This window comes from Nocardia sp. NPDC058244, from assembly GCF_042882065.1.
GTDB lineage: Bacteria > Actinomycetota > Actinomycetes > Mycobacteriales > Mycobacteriaceae > Nocardia.
In genome coordinates this window covers 438,202-460,204 of sequence record NZ_JBHVWX010000008.1, presented here as the reverse complement: position 1 = coordinate 460,204, position 22,003 = coordinate 438,202, and the positions used below count along the sequence as shown (strand labels likewise).

18 protein-coding genes and 1 tRNA gene are annotated in these 22,003 nt (G+C 69.5%); 7 read left to right on the top strand and 12 right to left on the bottom strand.

The features are described from left to right. Nucleotides 1-101: 101 nt before the first annotated feature. From ACFVW6_RS26455 to ACFVW6_RS26445, 3 genes are all read left to right on the top strand, one after another. Nucleotides 102-464: a PadR family transcriptional regulator gene (locus tag ACFVW6_RS26455; protein WP_355282930.1), complete on the top strand. Its 363-nt coding sequence runs from the start codon at nt 102-104 to the stop codon at nt 462-464. Continuing rightward, on the top strand, nt 455-1,810 hold the full coding sequence (locus ACFVW6_RS26450) for a permease prefix domain 1-containing protein (protein ID WP_378822807.1): 1,356 nt from the start codon (nt 455-457) through the stop codon (nt 1,808-1,810). The genes ACFVW6_RS26455 and ACFVW6_RS26450 overlap by 10 nt, the downstream gene beginning before the upstream one ends. A gap of 78 nt (nt 1,811-1,888) precedes the next feature. After that, the gene (locus ACFVW6_RS26445) at nt 1,889-4,786 is read left to right on the top strand and encodes a UPF0182 family protein (RefSeq protein ID WP_378822808.1); all 2,898 of its coding nucleotides are present in this window, start codon (nt 1,889-1,891) and stop codon (nt 4,784-4,786) included. Nucleotides 4,787-4,801: 15 nt separating this feature from the next. Here the strand turns inward: ACFVW6_RS26445 and ACFVW6_RS26440 are convergent, their stop codons facing one another. Continuing rightward, complete coding sequence (locus ACFVW6_RS26440; RefSeq protein ID WP_378822809.1) at nt 4,802-5,185, bottom strand: DUF1304 domain-containing protein; 384 nt, start codon at nt 5,183-5,185, stop codon at nt 4,802-4,804. Nucleotides 5,186-5,317: 132 nt separating this feature from the next. Here ACFVW6_RS26440 and ACFVW6_RS26435 point away from each other — a divergent pair, with 132 nt between their 5' ends. Beyond that, nucleotides 5,318-6,694 (top strand): 3' terminal RNA ribose 2'-O-methyltransferase Hen1, encoded by a 1,377-nt coding sequence (locus tag ACFVW6_RS26435; protein ID WP_378822810.1) that lies wholly within the window; start codon nt 5,318-5,320, stop codon nt 6,692-6,694. A 3-nt stretch (nt 6,695-6,697) separates the two neighbouring features. Further along, complete coding sequence (locus ACFVW6_RS26430; RefSeq protein ID WP_378822812.1) at nt 6,698-9,223, top strand: polynucleotide kinase-phosphatase; 2,526 nt, start codon at nt 6,698-6,700, stop codon at nt 9,221-9,223. Nucleotides 9,224-9,259: 36 nt separating this feature from the next. On the opposite strand, the gene ACFVW6_RS26425 is transcribed toward ACFVW6_RS26430, so the two are convergent. From ACFVW6_RS26425 to ACFVW6_RS26410, 4 genes are all read right to left on the bottom strand, one after another. Then, nucleotides 9,260-10,282, bottom strand: a complete 1,023-nt coding sequence (locus ACFVW6_RS26425; RefSeq protein ID WP_378822814.1) for a fatty acid desaturase family protein — start codon at nt 10,280-10,282, stop codon at nt 9,260-9,262. 61 nt (nt 10,283-10,343) lie between these two features. Next, complete coding sequence (locus tag ACFVW6_RS26420; RefSeq protein ID WP_378822815.1) at nt 10,344-11,819, bottom strand: MFS transporter; 1,476 nt, start codon at nt 11,817-11,819, stop codon at nt 10,344-10,346. 214 nt (nt 11,820-12,033) lie between these two features. Then, nucleotides 12,034-12,711 (bottom strand): class I SAM-dependent methyltransferase, encoded by a 678-nt coding sequence (locus ACFVW6_RS26415; RefSeq protein WP_378822817.1) that lies wholly within the window; start codon nt 12,709-12,711, stop codon nt 12,034-12,036. A gap of 23 nt (nt 12,712-12,734) precedes the next feature. Then, nucleotides 12,735-13,115, bottom strand: a complete 381-nt coding sequence (locus ACFVW6_RS26410) for a DUF1801 domain-containing protein (protein ID WP_355283115.1) — start codon at nt 13,113-13,115, stop codon at nt 12,735-12,737. A gap of 251 nt (nt 13,116-13,366) precedes the next feature. Between ACFVW6_RS26410 and ACFVW6_RS26405 the strand changes: the two genes are divergently transcribed. After that, nucleotides 13,367-14,083, top strand: a complete 717-nt coding sequence (locus ACFVW6_RS26405; protein ID WP_378822820.1) for a histidine phosphatase family protein — start codon at nt 13,367-13,369, stop codon at nt 14,081-14,083. A 446-nt stretch (nt 14,084-14,529) separates the two neighbouring features. Further along, on the top strand, nt 14,530-14,997 hold the full coding sequence (locus ACFVW6_RS26400) for a hypothetical protein (RefSeq protein WP_378822822.1): 468 nt from the start codon (nt 14,530-14,532) through the stop codon (nt 14,995-14,997). 247 nt (nt 14,998-15,244) lie between these two features. On the opposite strand, the gene ACFVW6_RS26395 is transcribed toward ACFVW6_RS26400, so the two are convergent. The 7 genes from ACFVW6_RS26395 to ACFVW6_RS26365 all read right to left on the bottom strand — a co-directional run bounded on the left by ACFVW6_RS26395 (nt 15,245) and on the right by ACFVW6_RS26365 (nt 21,873). Further along, nucleotides 15,245-15,317 (bottom strand) — tRNA-Ala (locus ACFVW6_RS26395). Between the two features lie 182 nt (nt 15,318-15,499). After that, complete coding sequence (locus ACFVW6_RS26390) at nt 15,500-16,240, bottom strand: DsbA family protein (protein ID WP_378822824.1); 741 nt, start codon at nt 16,238-16,240, stop codon at nt 15,500-15,502. A gap of 70 nt (nt 16,241-16,310) precedes the next feature. Beyond that, nucleotides 16,311-17,645 (bottom strand): MFS transporter, encoded by a 1,335-nt coding sequence (locus tag ACFVW6_RS26385; protein WP_378822825.1) that lies wholly within the window; start codon nt 17,643-17,645, stop codon nt 16,311-16,313. Then, a complete protein-coding gene (pgm, locus tag ACFVW6_RS26380; RefSeq protein ID WP_378822828.1) occupies nt 17,642-19,279 on the bottom strand; it encodes a phosphoglucomutase (alpha-D-glucose-1,6-bisphosphate-dependent) in 1,638 nt (545 codons plus the stop codon). Before pgm ends, ACFVW6_RS26385 begins: the two co-directional genes overlap by 4 nt. Before the next feature lie 47 nt (nt 19,280-19,326). Next, nucleotides 19,327-19,689, bottom strand: coding sequence for a fluoride efflux transporter CrcB (crcB, locus tag ACFVW6_RS26375; protein ID WP_355282995.1), 363 nt, complete (start codon nt 19,687-19,689; stop codon nt 19,327-19,329). A 63-nt stretch (nt 19,690-19,752) separates the two neighbouring features. Next, nucleotides 19,753-20,166 carry a fluoride efflux transporter CrcB gene (crcB, locus tag ACFVW6_RS26370; protein WP_378822831.1) on the bottom strand — a complete coding sequence of 138 codons (414 nt, stop codon included), beginning with the start codon at nt 20,164-20,166 and terminating at the stop codon, nt 19,753-19,755. 207 nt (nt 20,167-20,373) lie between these two features. Then, nucleotides 20,374-21,873 (bottom strand): MFS transporter, encoded by a 1,500-nt coding sequence (locus ACFVW6_RS26365; protein WP_355283002.1) that lies wholly within the window; start codon nt 21,871-21,873, stop codon nt 20,374-20,376. Nucleotides 21,874-22,003 lie beyond the last annotated feature (130 nt).

Below are 22,003 nucleotides of genomic sequence, written 5' to 3'. Positions count from 1 at the left end.
ACGCCACATTGTTACTGAACGAAAGCATCCTTCGAGGTCCGACACGCGACATACCTAGGTCTGCTAGGTTATGACCTAGCGGTTCTAGGTATAGGAGTCCGATGCGGATCGACAAAGACCTGGTGGCGGCCTCGGCGACCCCACTGGTACTCGGGATTCTCGCCGAGGGCGAGTCGTACGGGTACGCGATTCTGGAGCAGGTGAACCACCTGTCCCGAGGCCGCATGCAGTGGACCGACGGCATGCTCTACCCCCTGCTGCACCGCCTGGAACGGCAGGGCCACGTGACCTCGGCCTGGCGCACCGCCGACAGCGGGCGACGGCGCAAGCACTACCTGATCACCGAGTCGGGCCGGGCCGCCCTCGCCGAGCGACGCGCGCAGTGGGCCGTCGTCGCCGAGGCGCTCGACCAGGTCTGGCGCGATGCCACGACCCGCCCCAGCGTGGCGAAAGGATGGGCGTGATGGACGCCGAGACCCAGCTCCAGGCCAATATCGAGCAGTGGCGCGGCTACGTCCAGCGCCACCGCGCGATCTCGATCGCCGACGTCGACGAGATGGAAGACCATCTGCGCGAACAGGTCTCGTCCCTCCAGGACGCCGGACTGGACGCCGACGAGGCGTTCCTGGTCGCGGTGAAGCGAATGGGCAGCCTCGATGCCCTGTCCCGCGAGTTCGCGCTCGAGCATTCCGAAAGACTGTGGAAGCAGCTGGTCCTGGTGCCCACCGAGGCCGACACGACCGGACGGCAGCACAATCGGGAGCTGGTGGTCGTCCTGGCGCTCGCGGTCGGCGCGGCCCTGTCGCTGAAGGCCGGCTTCGCCTGGCTGCACGGGTCGGCGGTCGGCGTCAACGCCGCGCTGCTCGTACTCCCCTTCCTCGCCGCGTATTTCGCGTGGAAGCGGCAGGTGACGGCGCGGGTCGCGATCGCGCTGGCCGTGCCGTTCGTGCTCGTCGCGCTGGTGCTGAACCTGTATCCCTTCGAGCCAGAGGGCGCGACGGAGGTGATCGCGGCGATCCACGCGCCGATCGCGCTGTGGTTCGTGATCGGCCTGGCGTATGTCGGCGGTGACTGGCGATCGGACCGGCGCCGCATGGATTTCATCCGGTTCACCGGCGAATGGTTCGTCTACCTGACCCTGCTGGCCCTGGGCGGCGGCGTGCTGATCGGGTTGACGGTCGGCGCGTTCGGCACGCTGGACCTGGATATCGAACCGGTCATCGAGGACTGGGTGCTGCCGTTCGGCGTCGCGGGCGCGGTGATCGTCGCGGCCTGGCTGGTCGAGGCCAAGCAGAACGTCGTGGAGAACATCGCGCCCGTGCTCACCCGGGTGTTCACCCCGCTGACCATCCTCATGCTGGTGGCCCTGCTCGCCGCGTTCGCGACGACCCGCAGCGTGATCGACGTCGACCGCACCCTGCTCATCCTGATGGACCTGATCCTGGTGCTGGTCCTCGGCCTGCTGCTGTACTCGATCTCGGCGCGCGACCCGCTGGCCCCGCCCGGCTTCTTCGACCGGGTGCAGCTGGTGCTGGTGCTGTGCGCCCTCGCCGTCGACGTGGTCATGCTGACCGCCATGCTCACCCGCATCGCCGAGTTCGGGTCATCGCCGAACAAGGTCGTCGCGCTCGGGCTGAATGTCGTGCTGCTGGTGAACCTGGCGTGGTCGGTCCGGCTCGGCCTCGGATTCCTGCGCGGCCGAGCGGGATTCGCCGACCTGGAACGCTGGCAGACCCGCTATCTGCCCGTGTACGGAGCCTGGGCCGCCTTCGTCGTGGTCACCGTTCCCCCCGTCTTCGACTTCGTCTGAGGCCGCAGCCCCGCGAGTAGACTCGGGGAATGCACGCGGCGCCGGCGTGCCCGGCGCCGCGGTCCACGGGAGTGGCGGATGAGCGCTGGTGACGGGTCCGAGCGGATACCGAGGAAGTGGCGACTGCTGCTGACGGCAGTCGCGGTGGCCTTTCTGTCCCTGCTGCTCGTGCCCCGGCTGATCGGCGTCTACGTCAACTGGCTGTGGTTCGGCGAGGTCGGCTATCGCAGCGTGTGGTCGACGGTGCTGCTCACCCGGCTCACGCTGTTCGTGGTGATCGCGACGATCCTCGGCGGCGCCCTGTTCACGGCCCTGTGGCTGGCCTACCGGTCCCGTCCGGCCTTCTTCCCCGGCGGGCGCGACGATGACCCGATCACGCCCTACCGCACCGTGGTGGGCCGCTATCCGCTGCGATTCGGGCTCGGCATCGCCGCGGTCTTCGGCCTCATCTGCGGCCTGGCCGGGCAGTCACGATGGCAGACGGTGCAGCTGTTCCTGCGCGGCGGGTCCTTCGGCGAGCGAGACCCCCAGTTCGATCTCGACGTGGGGTTCTACGTCTTCGACCTGCCGTTCTACCGGCTCGTGCTCAGCTGGCTGTTCGTCATCGTGTTCGTCGCGTTCCTGGCCTGCCTGGCGACCCACTCCCTGTTCGGCGGGGTGCGGCTGTCCGGGAAGTCGATCGGGATCACGGTGGCGGCCCGCTGCCAGCTCGCGGTGCTGGCCGGGCTGTTCTTCGTGCTGAAGGCGGGCGCGTACTGGCTGGACCGTTACGCCCTGCTGTCGAGCGGGCGGCGGGAGCCGACCTTCGCCGGCGCGGGCTACACCGACATCAACGCCGTGCTGCCCGCCCGCTTCATCATGTTCGCCATCGCGCTGATCTGCGCCGCCGCGGTGTTCTCCGCGGTGGTGGTGCGCGATCTGCGGGTGCCCGCGATGGCCGCCACCCTGCTGCTGCTGTCGTCGATCGTGGCGGGCGGGGTGTGGCCGCTGGTCGTCGAGCAGTTCTCGGTACGCCCCAACGCCGCCGACCTGGAAAGCCCCTACATCGAGCGCAATATCGCCGCGACCAGGCAGGCCTACGGCATCGGCGAGGATCGCGTGCACTACCAGCCCTATCCCGGCGTCGGCACCGCGCCGCCGCCGGAGGTCCCCGCCGACGCCACCACGATCGCCAACCTGCGTCTGCTCGACCCGCACGTGCTCTCGCGCACCTTCACCCAGCAGCAGCAGCTCAAGAACTTCTACAGCTTCCCCGACAACCTGGACCTGGACCGCTACCGCATCGACGGACAGCTGCGCGACTACGTGGTCACCGCCAGGGAACTCACCCCCGCCGCGCTCAGCGGCAACCAGGGGCACTGGGTCAACCGGCACACCGTCTACACCCACGGGGACGGGTTCGTCGCCGCCCCGGCGAACCGGGTCAACGCGGCGGTCGTCGACGCGGCGAGCGACAGCGCGGCGGGCAACAGCGGCTACCCGATCTACGCGGTCAGCGATATCGCCACCCAGCACGCCGGGCACCAGGTGATCCCGGTCGAGCAGCCCCGGATCTACTACGGCGAGGTGATCGCCAGGGGCGATCCGGACTACGCCATCGTCGGCGGTGGCACCGAACCGCGCGAATACGACACCGACAGCACCAAATACACCTACGCGGGCAAGGGCGGTGTCCCGATCGGGAACTGGCTGAACCGGCTCGCCTTCGCCACCGTCTACACCGAACGCAACATCGTGTTCTCGACGGCGATCGGCGCCGACTCCAAGATCATCTTCCATCGCGATCCGGGCGAGCGGGTCGAGCGGGTCGCGCCCTGGCTGACCATCGACAACAATCCCTATCCCGCCGTCGTCGGCGGCCGCATCGTCTGGATCGTGGACGCCTACACCACGATCGACGGCTACCCCTACGCCGCGCGCAGTTCGCTCGAGGCCCTGTCCGTCGGCGAGGACCAGGGACTGCGCGAGCCCGGGGAGATCTCCTACATCCGCAACTCGGTCAAGGCCACCGTCGACGCCTACGACGGCACGGTGACGCTGTACCAGGTCGACGAGCAGGACCCGATTCTGGCGGCCTGGATGCGGGTCTTCCCCGGCACCGTCCAGCCACCGTCGGCGATCGGCGACGAGCTGCGCGCCCACTTCCGTTACCCCGAGGACCTTTTCGTCATCCAGCGCGACATGCTCGCCCGCTACCACGTGGACGAACCACGAGAGTTCTTCACCAACAACGCCTTCTGGTCGGTGCCCAGCGACCCGACGGTCGAGAGCAACCCGCACCAGGCCCCGTTCTACGTGCTGGTCGGCGACCCCGGCACCGCCGACGCCTCGTTCCGGCTGGCCGGTGCGATGGTCGGCTTCCGGCGAGAGTTCCTCTCCGCCTACATCTCCGTGCATTCCGACCCGGAGAACTACGGCGAGTTCAGCATTCTCCAGCTGCCCACCGACACCCTCACCCAGGGCCCGCAGCAGATCCAGAACTCGATGATCTCCGATACCAGGGTGGCCTCCGAACGCACCCTGCTGGAACGCTCCAACCGCATCCAGTACGGCAACCTGCTCACCCTGCCGATCGCCGACGGCGGCGTGCTGTACGTGGAACCGCTGTTCACCGAACGGATCTCGACGGCGCCCAACGGGTCGACGTTCCCGCAGCTGGCCCGCGTGCTGGTGAGCTACCGCGAACCCGGCACCGGCGGCGTCCGGGTCGGCTACGCGCCGACCCTGGCCGAGGCCCTCGACCAGGTCTACGGCCCGGCCACCGGCGATCTCGCCACCGCGCCCGGCGGCGGCCCCGGCGCCCCGCCACCCCCGGGCCGTCGTCCACCGGCGCAGGCCCCGCCGCCACCGTCGGCCACCGAAGCGCCGCTGGACGAGGAAGCCATCGCCCGCATCGAAGCCGAACTCGAGGCGGCCAGGGCCGCGCTGGAACGGCTCGAACAGCAGCTCGGCATCCTGCGCGGTCCCGGCCGGTGACCGCGCGCACTCGGCTCAGAGCCGGGCGAGCACCAGTGCGGCACAACCGATCAGCGGCGGCACCAGCTGGATCAGCGCGGCCCGCGCCTTGTCCGGCGACGACACCAGCAGCACCACCCCCGCCGCCACCATCGACCCGGCGCCCGCCAGCACCAGCGCCAGCCCGATCCCGGTGTCACCGAACGCGGTGAACCCCATGCCGACCGCGGCGACGATCGCGAGAAACAGGTTGTAGAACCCCTGATTGAACGCCATCTCCCTGGTCGCCTCGGCCTGCTCCGCCGTGATCCCGAATGTCGCCCTGGTTCGCGGCCGGGTCCACTGCAGCGACTCCATCACGAAGATGTACCCGTGCAACAGCACAGCGACCCCGACGAACACCAACGCCACCGCCGTCATCGCGCCACCTTCCGACCGGCCCGGCCCACACCGAGCTCGCCGCGATTATCACCCACCACCGCACCGCCGACCGGGTCGCCGGGCCGGTTCTCGCCCCGGAAAACCACTGGCCCGCCATGACAGGATCGGTGTGTGCTGTTGACGATCTCCACCACCCACACACCGGCGACCGATCTCGGGTACCTGCTGGTCAAACACCCCGACCGGGTGCAGTCCTTCGCGACGACCGGTGGCACGGCACATGTCTTCTACCCGCAGTCCGACCCCGACCGCTGCACGGTGGCGCTGCTGCTCGAGGTGGACCCGGTGGAGCTGGCGCGTCCGGCCAAGGGCCACCACGGCTTCGCCCTCGGCCGCTATGTCAACGACCGGCCCTACGTGGCGTCGAGCCTGCTGGCGGTGGCGCTGGGCAAGGTGTTCCGGTCGGCGCTCAACGGGACGAGCCGGGACCGCGCCGAGCTGGCGGCGACCGCCATCCCGTTGGAGATCGACGTGCCCGCCGTCCCGTGCCGGGGCGGCGCCGACCTCGTCGAGCGCCTGTTCGCGCCGCTGGGCTGGACCGTGTCCATCACGACCGCACCGCTGGACCCGGAGTTCCCGGACTGGGGCGAGTCACCGTATGTGCACCTCCGGCTGACCGGCACGCTGCGCCTGTCCGCCGCGCTGAACCACCTCTACGTCCTGCTGCCCGTCCTCGACGACGCCAAGCACTACTGGGTGTCCGAAGACGAGGTCGACAAGCTGCTGCGCGCGGGCGACGGCTGGCTCGGCGAGCACCCGGAGCGGGAGCTGATCGCCCGCCGGTACCTGGCCGGGCGCCGCTCGCTCACCCAGACCGCACTGGAACGCCTGCGCTCGGTGGACGACCAGGTCGACGACGCGGTGCCCGACACCGACGCCACCGAGCGCCGCGCACCACTGGTCCAGCTGCGCAAGGAAGCGGTCCTGGCCGCCCTCGCCGAGACCGGCGCCACTCGCGTCCTCGATCTCGGCTGCGGCCCCGGCACGTTGCTGCTGGCGCTGGAGGCCGACCACCGCTACACCGAGATCGTCGGCGCCGATGTCTCCAGCGCGGCGCTGAGCATCGCCGAACGCCGCCTGCGCTTCGACCGGATGTCGGATCGGCAGCGCGCCCGGATCTCGGTGCTCCAGTCGGCGCTGACCTACCACGACGACCGGCTGCGCGGCTTCGACGCCGCCGTCCTCATGGAGGTGATCGAGCACGTCGACGAGGCGCGCCTGCCCGCGCTCGAACGCGCCGTCTTCGGGCACGCCGCACCCGGCGCCGTCATCGTGACGACGCCGAACGTCGAGTACAACGCGCGCTACGAGACGCTCGACGGGCACCGCCACGACGATCACCGATTCGAGTGGACCCGTGCGGAATTCGCCGCCTGGACCGCCCGCGTCGCCGCCGCGTTCGGCTACACGGCCGAGCTCCGTCCCGTCGGCGACCTCGACGCCGACCTCGGCGCCCCCACCCAGCTCGCGCTCTTCCGGAAGGCCTGACCTGTGAACATCGACCTTCCCGAACTGTCCCTGGTGGCGCTGATCGGCATCTCCGGTTCCGGTAAGTCCACCTTCGCCCGCGAGCACTTCGCGCCCACCGAGGTGCTGTCGTCGGACTTCCTCCGCGGCATGGTCGCCGACGACGAGAACGACCAGTCCGCGACCGCGGACGCCTTCGACGCGCTCGGCCACATCGCCGGGATCCGGTTGCGCGCCGGGCGACGGGTCGTCGTCGACGCGACGAATGTGCAGAAGCACGCGCGGGCCGCCTTGGTCGCGCTCGCGCGGTCTTTCGATGTGCTGCCGGTCGCGATCGTGATCGATACGCCCGAGGCCGTCGCGTGGGAGCGGACCAAGGATCGAGACGACCGCGACTTCGGCCGCCAGGTGCTGCGGCGGCAGAGCCAGGACCTGCGCCGATCGCTGCGGCACCTCGGCCGCGAAGGTTTCCGTAAGGTGCACGTCGTCACCGATCCGGCCGATGTCACCATCACCTACGAGCGGGCCTGGAACGACCGCCGCGAACTCACCGGGCCGTTCGACATCATCGGCGACGTGCACGGCTGCCGGTCCGAATTGGAAAGCCTGCTGGGCGAACTCGGCTGGCGGTTGATCCGGGACGAGGCGGGCCGGGCCGTCGACGCCACCCACCCGGCGGGCCGCCGGGCGGTGTTCGTCGGTGATCTCGTCGATCGCGGTCCCGACTCCCCCGGTGTGCTGCGGCTGGTGATGGGGATGACCGCGAGCGGTGCCGCGCTGTGCGTTCCGGGCAATCACGAGCAGAAGCTGCTCAGGAAGCTGCGCGGGCGCGATGTCACGGTGTCGCACGGGCTGGCCGAGACCCTGGAGCAGCTGGCGGCCGAGCCGCCGGAGTTCGTCGAGTCCGCCGCGCGGTGGATCGACCAGCTGGTCAGTCACCTGCGCCTCGACGGCGGGCGGCTGGTGGTGGCGCACGCCGGACTCGAGCAGGAGTACCACGGCCGGGCCTCGAGCCGCGTCCGCGACTTCTGCCTCTACGGCGAATCCACCGGTGAGACAGACGAATACGGGCTGCCGGTGCGGTATCCGTGGGCGCGCGACTATCGCGGCTCGGCCATGGTCGTCTACGGCCACGTGCCGACCCCGAAGGTGGAGTGGATCAACAACACCGTCTGCCTGGATACCGGCGTGGTGTTCGGCGGCGAGCTGACCGCGCTGCGCTACCCGGAGAAGACGTTCGTGGCCGTTCCCGCCGAGCGGGTGCACTACGCACCGGTGAAGCCGCTGGGCGATGCCGGTGCCGCCCGCGCGGGCGACACCCTCGATCTCGCCGATGTCACCGGCCGCAAGCACCTGCGCACCGACTACGGCACCGTGCTGGTCGAGGCCGAGAACGCCGCCGCCGCACTGGAGGTGATGAGCCGCTTCGCCATCGATCCGCGGCTGCTGCTGTGGCTGCCGCCGACCATGTCGCCGCCGTCGACCTCGACGGTCGAGGGCTACCTCGAATACCCCACCGAGGCGTTCGCCGACTATCGCGCGGCGGGCGTCGACCGGGTGGTGTGCGAGGAGAAGCACATGGGCTCGCGCGCGGTCGTGCTCGTCTGCCGCGATCGGGCGACGGCGGCCGACCGTTTCGGTGTCACCGACGGCTGCTCCGGCGCGATCTACACCCGCACCGGCCGGTCGTTCTTCACCGACGCGGCGCTGACCGAAGCACTGCTCGAGCGCGTCCGTGCCGCCGCCGCACCGCTTTTCGACGAACTGGACACCGGCTGGCTGCTCGTGGATTGCGAGCTCCTGCCGTGGTCGGCCAAGGCGGGCGGGCTGATCCGCACCCAGTACGCGGCGATGGGTGCGGCCGCGCGGGCAGCCCTGCCCGCCGCGGTCGACGTCCTGGACGCCGGTCTGGCCCGCGGACTCGACCTCGGTGAGCTGCGGGCCCGCACCGCCGCGCGCGCGGACACCGCGGCCGACTTCACCGCCGCCTACCGGCGATACTGCTGGCCGACCACCGATCTCGACGGTCTCCGGATCGCGCCGTTCGCGCTGCTGGCGGCCGAGGGCGCGAGTTTCGCCGGGCGCGACCACGGCTGGCACCTCGATGTCTGCGATCGACTCGTGGCCGACGACCCGGCGACGTTCCGGCACACCGAACGCCGGGTCGTCGACCTGTCCGATCCGGTCGCCGAGGCCGAGGCCACGGCCTGGTGGCTGGCGCTGACCGAGGCGGGCGGCGAGGGCATGGTCATCAAGCCGTACGCGGGGCTGGGGCACCGAGCCAAGGGCAAGCTCGTCCAGCCCGGGATCAAATGCCGTGGCCGCGAATACCTTCGGATCATCTACGGTCCCGACTACACCGTGCCCGAACACCTCGAGCGCCTGCGCGACCGGACGCTGAGCCGCAAGCGTGGTCTGGCGATGCGCGAACACGGTCTCGGGCTCGCGGCGCTCGACGCCGTGGCCACCGGCGAGCCGCTGTGGCGCGTGCACGAACTGGTGTTCGCGATCCTGGCGGTGGAGTCCGAGCCCACCGATCCCCGGCTCTGATCGGCGCGGCCGCCCGCGCCGATCGGGCGCGGGTGGCTAGCCGACGAGGTCGACCTGGCGGCCGACCTCGTCGAGGTGGCCCAGGGCCTGGGCGTAGGACTCGAGCAGGGAGGTCTCGCAGTACGGGACACCGATCTCGGCGCAGAAGTCCGCGACGACGGGCTGGGCTCGGTGCAGGTGGGAGCGCGGCATGGACGGGAACAGATGGTGTTCGATCTGGTAGTTCAGGCCGCCCAGGGCCGTGTCGACGAGAAAGCCGCCGCGGACATTGCGAGAGGTGAGGACCTGGCGCCGGAGGAAGTCGGTGTTGTCGCCCTCGGGCAGAACCTCCATCCCCTTGTGATTGGGGGCGAAGGTGCACCCCATGTAGAGGCCGAACAGTCCCTGCTGAACGGCGATGAACGCCAACGCCTTCCCCGGCGAGAGCATCAGGAATACCGTGCCGAGATACGCGCCCGCGTGTGCGGCCAGCAGCAGGCCCTCGGTGACCCGGTTCGGGATCGGCCAGCGGAAGACGGCCCGCACGCTGGCGAAGTGCAGACTGCCGCCCTCGAGCAGCAGCATCGGGAAGAACAGCCACGCCTGGTAGCGGAAGACGAAGCGCCGCCAGCCTTTTCCGGCCCTGGCCCGCTCCGCGGAGAACGCCAGGACACCCATGGCGTCGGGATCGGCGCCCTCGGTGTTGGGGTGGGCGTGGTGGCGATTGTGATTGCTGGTCCACCAGCCGATGCTCAGCCCGATCGCGAGGTTGCCCGCGATCAGGCCGTACAGGTAGTTGGCGCGGCGGGCCGCGAAGATCTGCTTGTGTCCCGCGTCGTGCCCGAGGAACGCGATCTGCGCGAACACCGCGGCCAGGAACACCCCGATTCCCAACGCCCACCAGGAATCTCCGACGGCCACGAGAGCCGCCCACCCGCCGACGAACGCCGCCGCGGTGAGCGCGCTCTTCCACCCGTAGTACCGCAGGTCACGGTCCAACAGGCCGGCCGCCCTGATCCGGCGCAACAAGATCGAATACTCGCTGCCGCGCACCGGGGCGACATCAGAAACAGCTACCACCGCACCAGCATGACGGATCCAGGCCACCGCCAGGTGAACTCGGCGCATCTGCCGAGATGGACTAGGTCACGTCGGAGCGGGAACGGCCGGTGTCCAGCGCCGTGAACGCCGCCGCGGCCAGGATCAGCACCGCCGACACCACCAGGGCCACGTCCAGCCCGTGATGGAAGGCCACCTTGCCCTCGTTGAGCACCTCCGACACCTTCGACAGGTACTTCAGGTACGGCCCGATGTCGACGCCTTCGGGAATGCGACCGCGCTCCACCGCCTGGATGGCGTCGGGCTGCAACGAGGTGGGCAGGCCCAGCGCGTCCATCTTCTTCTTCAGATCCGCGGTGAGGAACGAGCTCACCAGCACACCGAGCACGGCGACGCCGAACGCCGAGCCGACCTGGCGCATCGTATTGGTCACCGCGGCCGCCATGCCCGAATGCTCCGCCGGGACACCCGACATCACCGCCGAGGTCAGCGGCACCACCGCGATGCCGAAGCCGAGCCCGGCCACGCCCATCGCCGCGGCGATCCACGGATCGTGCAACGTCCCCGACAGCGCCTGGCGGGTCAGCAGGATGCCGCCCGCGCCCAGCACGCACCCGAGGATCATCGGGACGCGGGCCCCGCGCCGCGACACCCAGTAGCCCGCCACCAGCGAGCCGATCACGATCGTCACGGCCATCGGCACGAAGACCGCCGCCGTGCGCGCGGCCGAATACGACTGCATCACCTGCAGATACAGCGCGGTGAAGAAGAAGATCGAGAAGATGCCGAAGTAGACGGCGAAGGCGACCACCAGCGCGCTGCGCACTGCGGGCACCTTCAGGTATTGGAAGTCGAGCAGCGGTGCGCGCACCCGTTTCTCGACGACCACGAACGCGAACAGCGCGGCACCGCCGAGCGCGAACAGGCCGAGCACCGACGGCGAGGTGTAGCCCCGGTCCTGGCCGACGGTCGCGGCGTAGACCAGCGCGCCGAACGCCGTCGCGCTGAGCACGGCACCCGCCCAATCGACGGGCTCCTGCCGCGGATCGGAACTCTCCGGGACCGCCCACAGCGCGACGATCATCGCAACCGCGCCGATCACCAGGTTGAACCAGAAGATCGACCGCCATCCGTACAGGTCGACCAGCACACCGCCGAGCACCGGTCCCGCCGCCAGCGCGAGGCCGGACACCGCCGCCCACACGCCGACCGCCTTGGCCCGCGAGCGTTCACCGGGGAAGATGTGGCGCAGCACCGACAGGGTGCCCGGCTCCGAGGCCGCCGCGCCGAGGCCCATGATCGCGCGGCCCGCGATGAGCAGCGCGACGCTGCTCGCGAGCGCGGAGACCACCGATCCGGCGCAGAAGATCACCAGGCCGACGATCATCACCTTCTTGCGCCCCCACCGGTCACCGAGCGATCCGCCCGCCAACATCAGTCCGGCGAAGACCACCGTGTAGGCGTTGACCACCCACTGCAGCAGGGTCACATCGGTACTCAACTCACGTCGGATATCGCCGAGCGCAACGCTGACCACGGTGGTGTCCAAGAAGGTCACGAACACCACTGCCACGACTGCTGCCAGAGCGACTCCCGGCCGCGCCGGTGTCCCCGGCGCTGTGTCCATCGGTCTCACGGGCACAGGTTACTGGCGAGTTCCCCCGGACGCCGACCCAACCTCGATGCCGGCGCGGACACACCGGGCTTCGACGGTTCCCGTTGGGCGAGCCGACGTCTCGCCGTCACCAGGCGTAGTACGACCGGACCGACGGCTACCCGGTATATCCCGGCCCCGCGGTGTCGTCGGCGCCCAGGTAGGCCGCCGGGAAGCGGGGCGAGCGCTGCCCCTCACCGCGCAGCCGGTGCGTGCGCCTGTCGAAGGTCATCCCGCTCGCGCGCAGGGCCGCGAGGACGGCGGCCCCGGCCTCGGATCCATCCGCGCGGCGGATCTCCCCGGGATCGAAGTCGGCGGCACACCGGCCACCGGGTGCGACCCAGCCCGCCATGGCGGTGAGCACGGCGAGTTTGTCGCCGATGTAGTGCAGGCCGTGGACACAGGTGACCAGGTCGGCGGGCCGGTCTGGGCTCCAGGTCGTGGCGGAGCCGGTGATCAGCCGCAGGCGATCGGTGCGCGGCGGGGCACGGAAGAAGCCGACGAGATCGATCCCGATCAGCGTGACATCGGCCGACGGAAACTCCTGCGCGAACCGCTCTTCCGCCGCCAGCAGCGCCCGCCCCTCCCCGCAGCACACATCGATCCAGGTGACCGTGGCGTCGGGGTCGGCGCGCAGCCGCTGCGCCAACCACCGGTAGGGATCGAAGCCGAGTTCCCTGGCATAGCTGTTGACGCCGGACAGCCCGCGCCCGCGATTCATCGCGTTGTTCGCCACCACCGACGACAGTTCCAGCGCGGCGTCATCGAGCAGGCGGGGTGCGGATTCCGTGGTCACCCCACCATTCTGCCGTTGCCCGTCTACCCCTCGTTCAGCTCGACCGCCGCCCGCACGAGCTCCTTGAACCCCGCCTCGTCGAGCTCGTCCCCCTCCCGCAGATCGATCACCCGCCGCGTGTTCCCCTCCAGCCCGGAGTTGAAAACCCCACGCGGATCAGGCAACCGAGCCCCCTTGGCGAAGGTGACCTTCACGATCTCCTTGTACGTCTCCCCCGTACACACCATCCCGTCGTGGTACCACACCGGCACCCCACGCCACTTCCACTCCTCGACGATCCCCGGATCCGCCTCGTGCACCAACTCCCGAATCCGCGCCAGCACCTCCCCCCGCCAATCCCCCAACTCCGCGATCCGCTCATCGATCCGCCGCCCAGCCGAACCCTGATCACCCGTCACAGTCATCACCGGTCGCTCTCGTCGTCGTCACCCGCCTGATCCCCGAGTATCCCCCGGCCACGCCGAGATCCCGGTCAGGCCTGCTCGAGCATGTCGAACGGAATCGTCGACGCTGGTGCTGGCCGTCGCGAGACACAGCGGACGGAAGTAGGCAAGGGACGTGGGAGAGGTGTCCCGGTGATCGGGAGAGCGTCGAGGAGGGGTGCCGAGCTGACCCTAGTGTCCTGGCTCACACGCATAGCCACGAAGGAGTCTCCATGCGTCTGCTGAAATCCCGTCCGTCCGCGATCCTCGGATCGATCATCGCGGCGGGGGCCCTCATCGCCACCGCAGGCGGTAGCGCCGCCGCCGCGCCGAGCACCGGTGAAATGTTCATCACCTTCGTCCGGCACGCCGAATCCGCGGGCAACACCTCCGGCCTGATCGACACGTCGGTGCCGGGACCCGACCTGACCAGCAAGGGCCGTGATCAGGCCGCCGCGGTGGCCGAGTTCCTCGGCGACTGCAAGTTCGACGGCATCTACGCCTCGACGATGGTGCGCACCCAGCAGACCGCCGAGCCGACCGCACAGCGCTGCGACCTGCCGACCGTCGTCGGCAACGGCTTCCACGAGATCGAAGCGGGCATCTACGAGGGCACCCCGGAGGCGGAAGCGCGCGAGGGCTACCTCGCCGCCCCGATCCAGTGGCTGCAGGGCAACCTCGACGCCCGCATCCCCGGCTCGCTGAACGGCCACGAGTTCAAGAAGCGGATGGACGACTCCCTCCAGGGCATCCAGGACCGCGGCGACAAGCGGGCCGTGGTCTTCTCCCACGGCGGCGCCATCATGATCTGGGCCCTCATGTCCGTCAACAACCCCGACATGAGCAAGCTGCAGACCGACCCCCTGCACAACACCGGCCGGGTGGTCGTGAAGGGCACCCCCGCGAAGGGCTGGAAGCTCGTCTCCTGGGACGGCCATTCCGTCTCCTGACCCGGAGACCCCCGCCGACGACAGTCTGGCGAACAGCAGCGGGATCGCGCCGAAACCTGGCCGCGATCCCGCTGTCGTGCCAACTCGGCCCCGAGACGCACCGGATGACCGGATCGACTGGCGGACGATTCAGCGAATCATGTTCAGCAACAGGGCATTACAGAGAACGTCACAGCGTCCCCACCCGCTACGACTGAGATGGGCGGCGCTGCCCTAAGGGCCACGAGCACCGCCACTTTTGCTGTTGCGTTCCGCGCCGGATTGTCGCTACGTTGGTCTCGATACATCGAGGAGGGGGCTCGCGTGTCGACTGAATCAGGTATGCCCGGAACAGATCTCGCGATGGGTCCAAGCGAGGTAGCCGATGCCGGTGTCTACATCCAGCAGGTCGCGGATTCTCTGATCAACGGACGGAGTTCGGTCGACCTACCGGAACTGAACATGTGATGGCCGACGACGCACGCGACTTCACGTTCGACATCGACGAGCTGGACCAGCTCGTCATTGAGCGAATGATTGGCGTGGAGGAGTTGGAATCAACCATGACCGATGTTCAATATCCCGAGATGCGCAAGTCCGCGTTAGACGCACTCGAAGCATTCGCCGATCCGGACTATCAAAGGCGAGTCTGGATAGATCACGAATTCCCGCAAGAGAATTTTTACGACGACTTGGACGTGAACGTCAGTATCTTGTACGACGACTGCGTCGTCGTCCCCGACCCTCGCAGCAGGATCGGCACCGTGCTCGTCGATGGACCAGAGGTCGACCGACTGATCGAGCTGGACCAGGTGCTCGGCCCCATGATCGGCCGACTGCGAAACGCACCGGATGCCACATACCTCGGCGATTCAGAGTGGCCGATGGTCGTTACAGCCGCACGTGCAGCTCTGGCCGCGATGCGGGATGCCTGACAACGCGTCGCCTAATCCGTGCCGAAGCAGTGATACTCGGCCAACTCGAGGTTCGGGCCTCGCGTCGACCTGCGGGTCGTAGCCTCGAGGCGACTTGGCGTTCGGGCTCGGCCTGATCTGAACCAACAAGCCCGACCCGCCGACGGCCCAAGCCGTGTCGACGGGAAGCAGGACCAAACGGGGTAACGCGGGCCAGATACAAACAGGTCAGGCCCGGACTAAGTCCGGGCCTGACCTGATATTTGGGTGGAGCTAAGGGGACTCGAACCCCTGACCCCCACACTGCCAGTGTGGTGCGCTACCAGCTGCGCCATAGCCCCTTGTTCTTTTGTTTCAGCCGCTCTCGCTGCTGCCTGAATGAAGTTACACCATGCATCTCGGCGACAACAAATCGGCTGGTAGAGGGCGAAAAAGTGGGGTTTCGGGCGGGGCGGGTGTGGCTTGCGTGGGGGGCGGGGAGGGTGGGGGCGGAGTAGAATGTGCCGAACCTCACGCGGGGGTGTCAGGGGGCGAGGTTCACGACCCAGTTCGGGTCGGTCCAGTCGATCTTGGTGGTGCCGTCGTAGATGGCGGGGGTGGCGGCCTTGTTGCCGGTGCGGGCGTCGAGGTCGTCGAGGTTCTTCTTGGCGGCGGCGCGGGCGGCGTCGAGCTGGGTGCCGTTGGTGATGCAGGGGCCGACCGACTCGGGGGCGCCGGATTCGATGGCCAGGGTGGCCAGGGCCGGGTTGCTCAGGTCGTCGCCGCCCTCCTCGGGCTGCTTGGTGGTGAACAGGGCCTCGTGGAACTTGCTGTAGGTGGGGCCCGAACCGGTCTGGGCGACGCAGAGATTCGCGGCGAACGCGCGGGTGGAGTAGTCCTTGCTCTTGGACTGGGTGTCCAGGAACGTCACGAAGTGGTAGTTCACCGCCAGCTTGCCCTCGTCGACCTTCTGGGCGAGTTCCTGGCCGAAGGTCGTCTCCATCGCGCTGCAGGCGGGGCAGATGGGGTCTTCGAAGATGTCGACGGTCTTCGCCGCGTCGGGCTTGCCCAGCCGGATGACGCCCTCCGGCGTGGTCGTGACCTGTACGGCGGCGTCGCGCACCGCGCCGTAGCCGTCGTTGCGCACCTCGGTGGGCGCCTGCTTGGTCCACTTGAACGCGGCGAACACGAGGAACCCGATCACCACGACCGCCACCGCGGCCAGGGCGTAGGTGGTGTTGCTGGAAACGGGACGTGGATTGTGCTGGGAACCGGTGCTGCTCACCCGTCCACAATGCCTCGAGTGCCCGACGACGCGGCGTCTGGGCGGTCGATTGTGCCGCTGAACTGGGGATCTATCGAGTCGGCGTGTCGGCGTCGAGCGGCTTGCGCGACGGGACGAGGCCCGCGCGCACGACCGGAACGCCGTCGGGACAGCCGTCGCAGGTGCACTGCGGGTCGATGCCGTCGCCGGCGTGATCGGGATGCTCCGGGTCCTCGGGGTGCCGGATGCGCGACGGTTCGGGCGTCAGCAGCCAGACCGTGGCCGAGACCGCGAGCACACCGCCGGTGACCGCCATGCCGACTCCGAACGAGGTGTGCTCGGCGATCCAGCCGATCCCGATCGGCCCGAGCACCGTGCCCAGGTCCGCGGCCATCTGGAACGCCGCCAGCACCGGGCCGCCGCGGGCACGGTTGCCGATCACATCGGCCAGTGCCGCCTGCTGGGCCGGGCTGAACATGCCGGACCCGACACCGGCCACGAACGACGCGGCCAGGAACCAGGGCAGTGAGGGGGCGTAGCCGAGCACGCCGGTGCCGAGCGCGCAGATCGCCGACCCGGCGATCAGGAAGGGTTTGCGCCCGAATCGGTCCGACAGCCTGCCCGAGACGAACAGCACGGCGGCGTTGCCCGCCGCGAAGACCGTCAGCGCCACGCCTGCCATGCCCGATTCCTGGTGCAGGATCTCCACGACCAGCAGCGGCACGAACGCCATCCGCACGCCGAACACAGCACAGCCACCGGCGAAACTCGACAGCAGGATCGCCCGGTAGGCGGGCTCGGACCACGCGTGCCGGAAGGTGAACGCCGGACCGGCCGCGCCCTCCTCGGCCGCCAGCACCGGCGACTCGCGCAGGCCGAGGAACACGATGAGGCAGACGATCAGCAGCGCGGCGGCGTAGATCAGGAACGGCGCGCGCAGCCCGAGCCCGGCCAGCCCGCCGCCGACCAGCGGACCGAGCAGCGACCCGATCAGGAAGCTGGTGGAGTACACCCCCGAGACCCGGCCGCGCGCGGCGGGCGGCGAGACCCGGATGATCAGCGCCATCGACGACACCGTGAACATCGTCGACCCGACGCCGCCGAGCGAACGCAGCACCAGCAGTTGCCAATACGTCTGCGCCAGCGCGCACGCGCCGGTCGACAGCGCGACGATCACGATGCCTGCCAGATACACCCGCCGCTCGCCCAGCTTCTGCACCAGCCGCCCGCTGGCCGGCGCGAACAGCAACCGCATCAACGCGAACGCGCTCACGATCGCCGACGCCGCCGCGATGCCGACGCCGAACTCGCGCGCGTACTGCGGCAGCACCGGGGCGACCAGCCCGAAACCGAGCGCGATGACGAACGCCGCCGCGATCAGGACCCAGATCTCGGCGGGTAGCCGGACCTTGGCGGGTGCGCTCACTCGCTCAGCGCCTGGGTCACCATCTCCTCGGCGGCGGCCTGCACCTGGGTCAGGTGCTCGGCGCCGAGGAACGACTCGGCGTAGATCTTGTATTTGTCCTCGGTGCCGGAGGGGCGGGCCGCGAACCAGGCGTTCTCGGTGGTGACCTTGAGCCCGCCCAGCGACGCGCCGTTGCCGCGCGCGGTGGTGAGGATGCCGGTGATCTCCTCGCCCGCGATCTCGGTGCCGGTGATGGCGTCCGGGCTCAGCGCGGCGAGCTTGGCCTTCTGCGGGCCGGTGGCCGCGGCGTCGATGCGCGCGTAGGCGGGGCTGCCGTACTGGCGTTCCAGCTCGCCGTAGCGGGCCGACGGGGTCTGCCCGGTGACGGCGGCGATCTCGGCGGCCAGCAGCGCGAGCAGGATGCCGTCCTTGTCGGTGGTCCACACGGTGCCGTCCATCCGCAGGAAGGACGCGCCCGCGCTCTCCTCGCCGCCGAATGCCAGGCTGCCGCTGAACAATCCGGGCACGAACCACTTGAACCCGACCGGGACCTCGTAGACGTCGCGGCCGAGCACGTTGACGACCCGGTCGATCATCGACGAGCTCACCACCGTCTTGCCGATCTTGGTCAGCGCGTCCCACCACATCCGGTTGGCGACCAGGTACTCGATCGCCACCGCCAGGAAGTGGTTGGGGTTCATCAGGCCACCGTCGGGGGTGACGATGCCGTGCCGGTCGGCGTCGGCGTCGTTGCCGGTGGAGATGTCGTAGTCGTCCTTGATGCCGACCAGCGCCGCCATGGCGTGCCGGGAGGACGGGTCCATCCGGATCTGCCCGTCGCTGTCGAGGGTCATGAAGCGCCAGGTCGGGTCGACGAACGGGTTGACGACCTCGAGCTCGAGATCGAACCGCTGCCCGATCTCCTCCCAGTAGTCGACGCTCGCGCCGCCCATCGGGTCGGCGCCCATCCGGATGCCCGCGCCCCGGATCGCGTCCAGGTTCAGCGCGTTCGGCAGGTCGGCGACGTAGTGGTCGAGGTAGTCGTAGCGCTCGACGTGGGTGCTCAGCGCCTGGGTCAGCGACACCCGCTTGACCCCGGCCAGGCCGCCGCGCAGCAACTCGTTGGCGCGCGCGGCGATGGCGTCGGTGGCCTTGGTGTCGGCCGGGCCGCCGTGCGGCGGGTTGTACTTGAAGCCGCCGTCGCGCGGCGGGTTGTGCGACGGGGTGACCACGATGCCGTCGGCCTGGTGCTTGGTGCCGCCCCGGTTGTGCCGCAGCACAGCGTGACTCAGCGCCGGGGTCGGGGTGTAGCGGTCGCGCGCGTCGACCACCGCGGTGACGTCGTTGCCGGCGAGCACCTCGAGCGCGGTGGTCCAGGCGGGCTCGCTCAGCGCGTGGGTGTCGCGCGCGAGGTAGACCGGGCCGGTGATGCCGCGGGTGGCACGGTACTCGACGATCGCCTGGGTGATCGCCATGATGTGCGCCTCGTTGAACGCGCAATCCTCGCTCGAGCCGCGGTGTCCCGAGGTGCCGAACACGACCTGCTGACTCGGTTCGGCCGGATCGGGCACGCGGCTGTAGTACGCGGTGACCAGGTGGGCGATGTCCACCAGGTCGGTCGGGCGGGCTGGCCGTCCGGCGCGATCGTGGGCCATGGTGGGTGTTCCCTTCCGTGTCGGCTGCGCGCGGCTGGTCATGAGGATCATGCGCACAACCACTGGGTGAGGGACGCGGCGGCGTACACCGCGGCCAGGCTCGCCGCGACGCTGATCACGACATTGCCCACGGCGTACACGTAGGCGCCCTCGGTCACCAGACGGATCGTCTCGTAACCGAACGTGCTGAACGTGGTCAGCGCACCACAGAAGCCGGTCCCCGCGAAGGCCAGCAGCGTACTGCCCGCACTCGCGCCGATCAGACCACCGAGCAGCGCCGAACCGACAATGTTAACGGCTAGCGTGCCCCACGGCAGCCCGGTGGGAAAGCGCGCGGAGACCGAGCGATCGACCAGGTAGCGCGCCGGTGCGCCGAGCATCCCGCCCGCCAGTACGAGTGCCGTCGTCATGCCCGTCCTCCCCGTGCCAGCGCCCACATCTCGATCATCGGATGGCACCTTCCGTCGTCGGATTCATGTGGTCCGCCCCGCCACCCACCTCGTCGCGGCCATGGCCACGACGACAGCACCGAGCCCGGCGAGCATCGACAGCCCGAGATAGGCCACCGCCGTGGCCACCGCACCGGTGTCGATCAGTCTACGAAGCTCGAGGCCGAAGGTGGAGAAAGTCGTGAACCCGCCCAGCACACCGATTCCCAGAAACGGGCGCACCAGTTTCGGCGCCGCCCACAGTTCGGTGACCGTCACCATCAGCACGCCGATCGCGAAGCAGCCGACGACGTTGACCGTCAGCGTCGACCACGGGAACTCCCCCGGGCGCACCGGCCACCACTGCGCGACGCCGAAACGCGCCGTCGCCCCGAGGCCACCACCCACCGAGATCGCCGCCAGGACGGCCGGATCGAGCGCCGGGGGCCGCGATGCCATGCGCTGCCCTCCCCTGCCGATCCGATGGTGGTCGTTGCTCATGGTATCGAGACGCACCGACAGCCGGACGGGCGGTGGCCCGCAACGACGGTGGGAGCACGGCCGCGGGCAAACTCTCAGCACCCACGCGGCGGAGCCCGCCGTGGCACGGAAAACACGACGGCCCGGACCGATCTCGGTCCGGGCCGTCGTGGCGTTTCCGGCAGGTCAGTGCGCGAGCACCGGCTCACCTTCGGCCGGCGCGGGCACCGTGTTCGGCATGAGCAGGCCGATCACGATCGCACCGAGCACGAATGTGGCTGTCGCCCACCAGAAGCTGGTGGTGTAGCTCTCGATCGCGCCCTGCGCCATGGTGAGCGGGCCGGGCTGGTGCGAGGACACGTAGTCGGTCATCGCCGAGGCTGCGATGGTGCTCAGCAGCGCGGTACCGATGGAACCGCCGACCTGCTGGCTGGTGTTGACCATCGCCGAGGCGACACCGGCGTCGTCGTGGTGCACACCGGCGGTCGCGCCCTGGAACGCCACCGACATCGCGCCACCGAGGCCGAGGCCGAGCAGGATCAGCGCGGGCAGGATGTGGGTGGCGTAGCCGGTGTCGAGACCGATCCGGGTCAGCCACAGCATGCCCGCCGCGGCGACCAGGAAGCCACCGCTGATGACGACCTTCGGCCCGACCTTCGGCAGCAGCAGCGAGGGCGCGGTGGTCGAGGAGGCCACCATGCCCGCGACCATCGGCAGGAACGCGACGCCGGTCATGATCGGCGAGTAGCCCAGGGTCAGCTGCATGTAGTAGGTCAGGAACAGGAAGATCGCGAACATCCCGATGCCCATGATGAACACGGTCAGGTAGGACGCGCCACGGGTGCGGTCGGCCACGATGCGCAGCGGCAGCAGCGGATGCGCGACCCGGGTCTCGATCCAGGCGAACGCGGCCAGCAAAACCGTGCCACCGATCAGGAAGGCCAGCGTGGACGGCGCGGTCCAGCCCTCGGACTCGGCCTGCGAGAAGCCGTAGACGATGCCGAACAGCGCGGCGGTGACGGCGATCGTGCCCGGCCAGTCCAGCTTGGGCCGGGTGGTCGCGGTGTGCTTGGCCAGCAGCAGCACGGCGCCGACCAGGGCGACGGCGGCGAAGATCAGGTTGACGTACATCGCCCAGCGCCACGACGCCCACTCGGTGAGCGCGCCGCCGAGCAGCAGGCCGATGGCACCACCGGCACCGGCGACCGCGCCGAAGATGCCGAAGGCCTTGGCCCGCTCACCGGGTTCGGTGAAGGTGACCGTCAGCAGCGAGAGCGCGGCGGGCGCGAGCAGCGCGCCGAAGACACCCTGGCCGACGCGGGCCGCGACCAGCATCTCGAAGCTGGTGGCCGCGCCACCGATGGCCGAGGCCACCGCGAAGCCGATCAGGCCGATGATGAAGGTGTTGCGCCTGCCGAACAGGTCGCTGAGCCTGCCGCCGAGCAGCAGGAGGCTGCCGAAGGCCAGGGCGTAGCCGGTGATGACCCACTGCCGGTCACCGTCGCCGAAGCCGAGGTCCGCCTGGGCCGCGGGCAGGGCGATGTTCACGATCGTCGCGTCCAGCACGACCATCAACTGGGCGATGCCGAGGACGGCAAGCACCCACCAGCGCAGGGCGTGCGACCCGCGGCGGCCGGTATCCGCGGCCGCGGGACGCTTCGTCCCGGTGTCGAGTGTGGTGGTCATAACTCCCCTTGTAGGTCGGCTGGGTCGATTTCGGGTGGCATAATCGGAGATACCGCCTCCGCTTCATTCGAAGCTACCAGAGTAACGGAGAAACCACCTCCACTTAATCCCTCGATTGGTAGGATGTACC

Bases quoted from the DNA above. Each gene is read 5' to 3' on its own strand.
- ACFVW6_RS26445 (WP_378822808.1), top strand. From the start codon at position 1,889: ATGAGCGCTGGTGACGGGTCCGAGCGGATACCGAGGAAGTGGCGACTG.
- ACFVW6_RS26405 (WP_378822820.1), top strand. From the start codon at position 13,367: ATGCGTCTGCTGAAATCCCGTCCGTCCGCGATCCTCGGATCGATCATC.
- ACFVW6_RS26440 (WP_378822809.1), bottom strand. From the start codon at position 5,185: ATGACGGCGGTGGCGTTGGTGTTCGTCGGGGTCGCTGTGCTGTTGCAC.
- ACFVW6_RS26455 (WP_355282930.1), top strand. From the start codon at position 102: ATGCGGATCGACAAAGACCTGGTGGCGGCCTCGGCGACCCCACTGGTA.
- ACFVW6_RS26410 (WP_355283115.1), bottom strand. From the start codon at position 13,115: ATGACTGTGACGGGTGATCAGGGTTCGGCTGGGCGGCGGATCGATGAG.
- pgm (WP_378822828.1), bottom strand. From the start codon at position 19,279: ATGGCCCACGATCGCGCCGGACGGCCAGCCCGCCCGACCGACCTGGTG.
- ACFVW6_RS26365 (WP_355283002.1), bottom strand. From the start codon at position 21,873: ATGACCACCACACTCGACACCGGGACGAAGCGTCCCGCGGCCGCGGAT.
- crcB (WP_378822831.1), bottom strand. From the start codon at position 20,166: ATGGCATCGCGGCCCCCGGCGCTCGATCCGGCCGTCCTGGCGGCGATC.
- ACFVW6_RS26400 (WP_378822822.1), top strand. From the start codon at position 14,530: ATGGCCGACGACGCACGCGACTTCACGTTCGACATCGACGAGCTGGAC.
- crcB (WP_355282995.1), bottom strand. From the start codon at position 19,689: ATGACGACGGCACTCGTACTGGCGGGCGGGATGCTCGGCGCACCGGCG.
- ACFVW6_RS26450 (WP_378822807.1), top strand. From the start codon at position 455: ATGGGCGTGATGGACGCCGAGACCCAGCTCCAGGCCAATATCGAGCAG.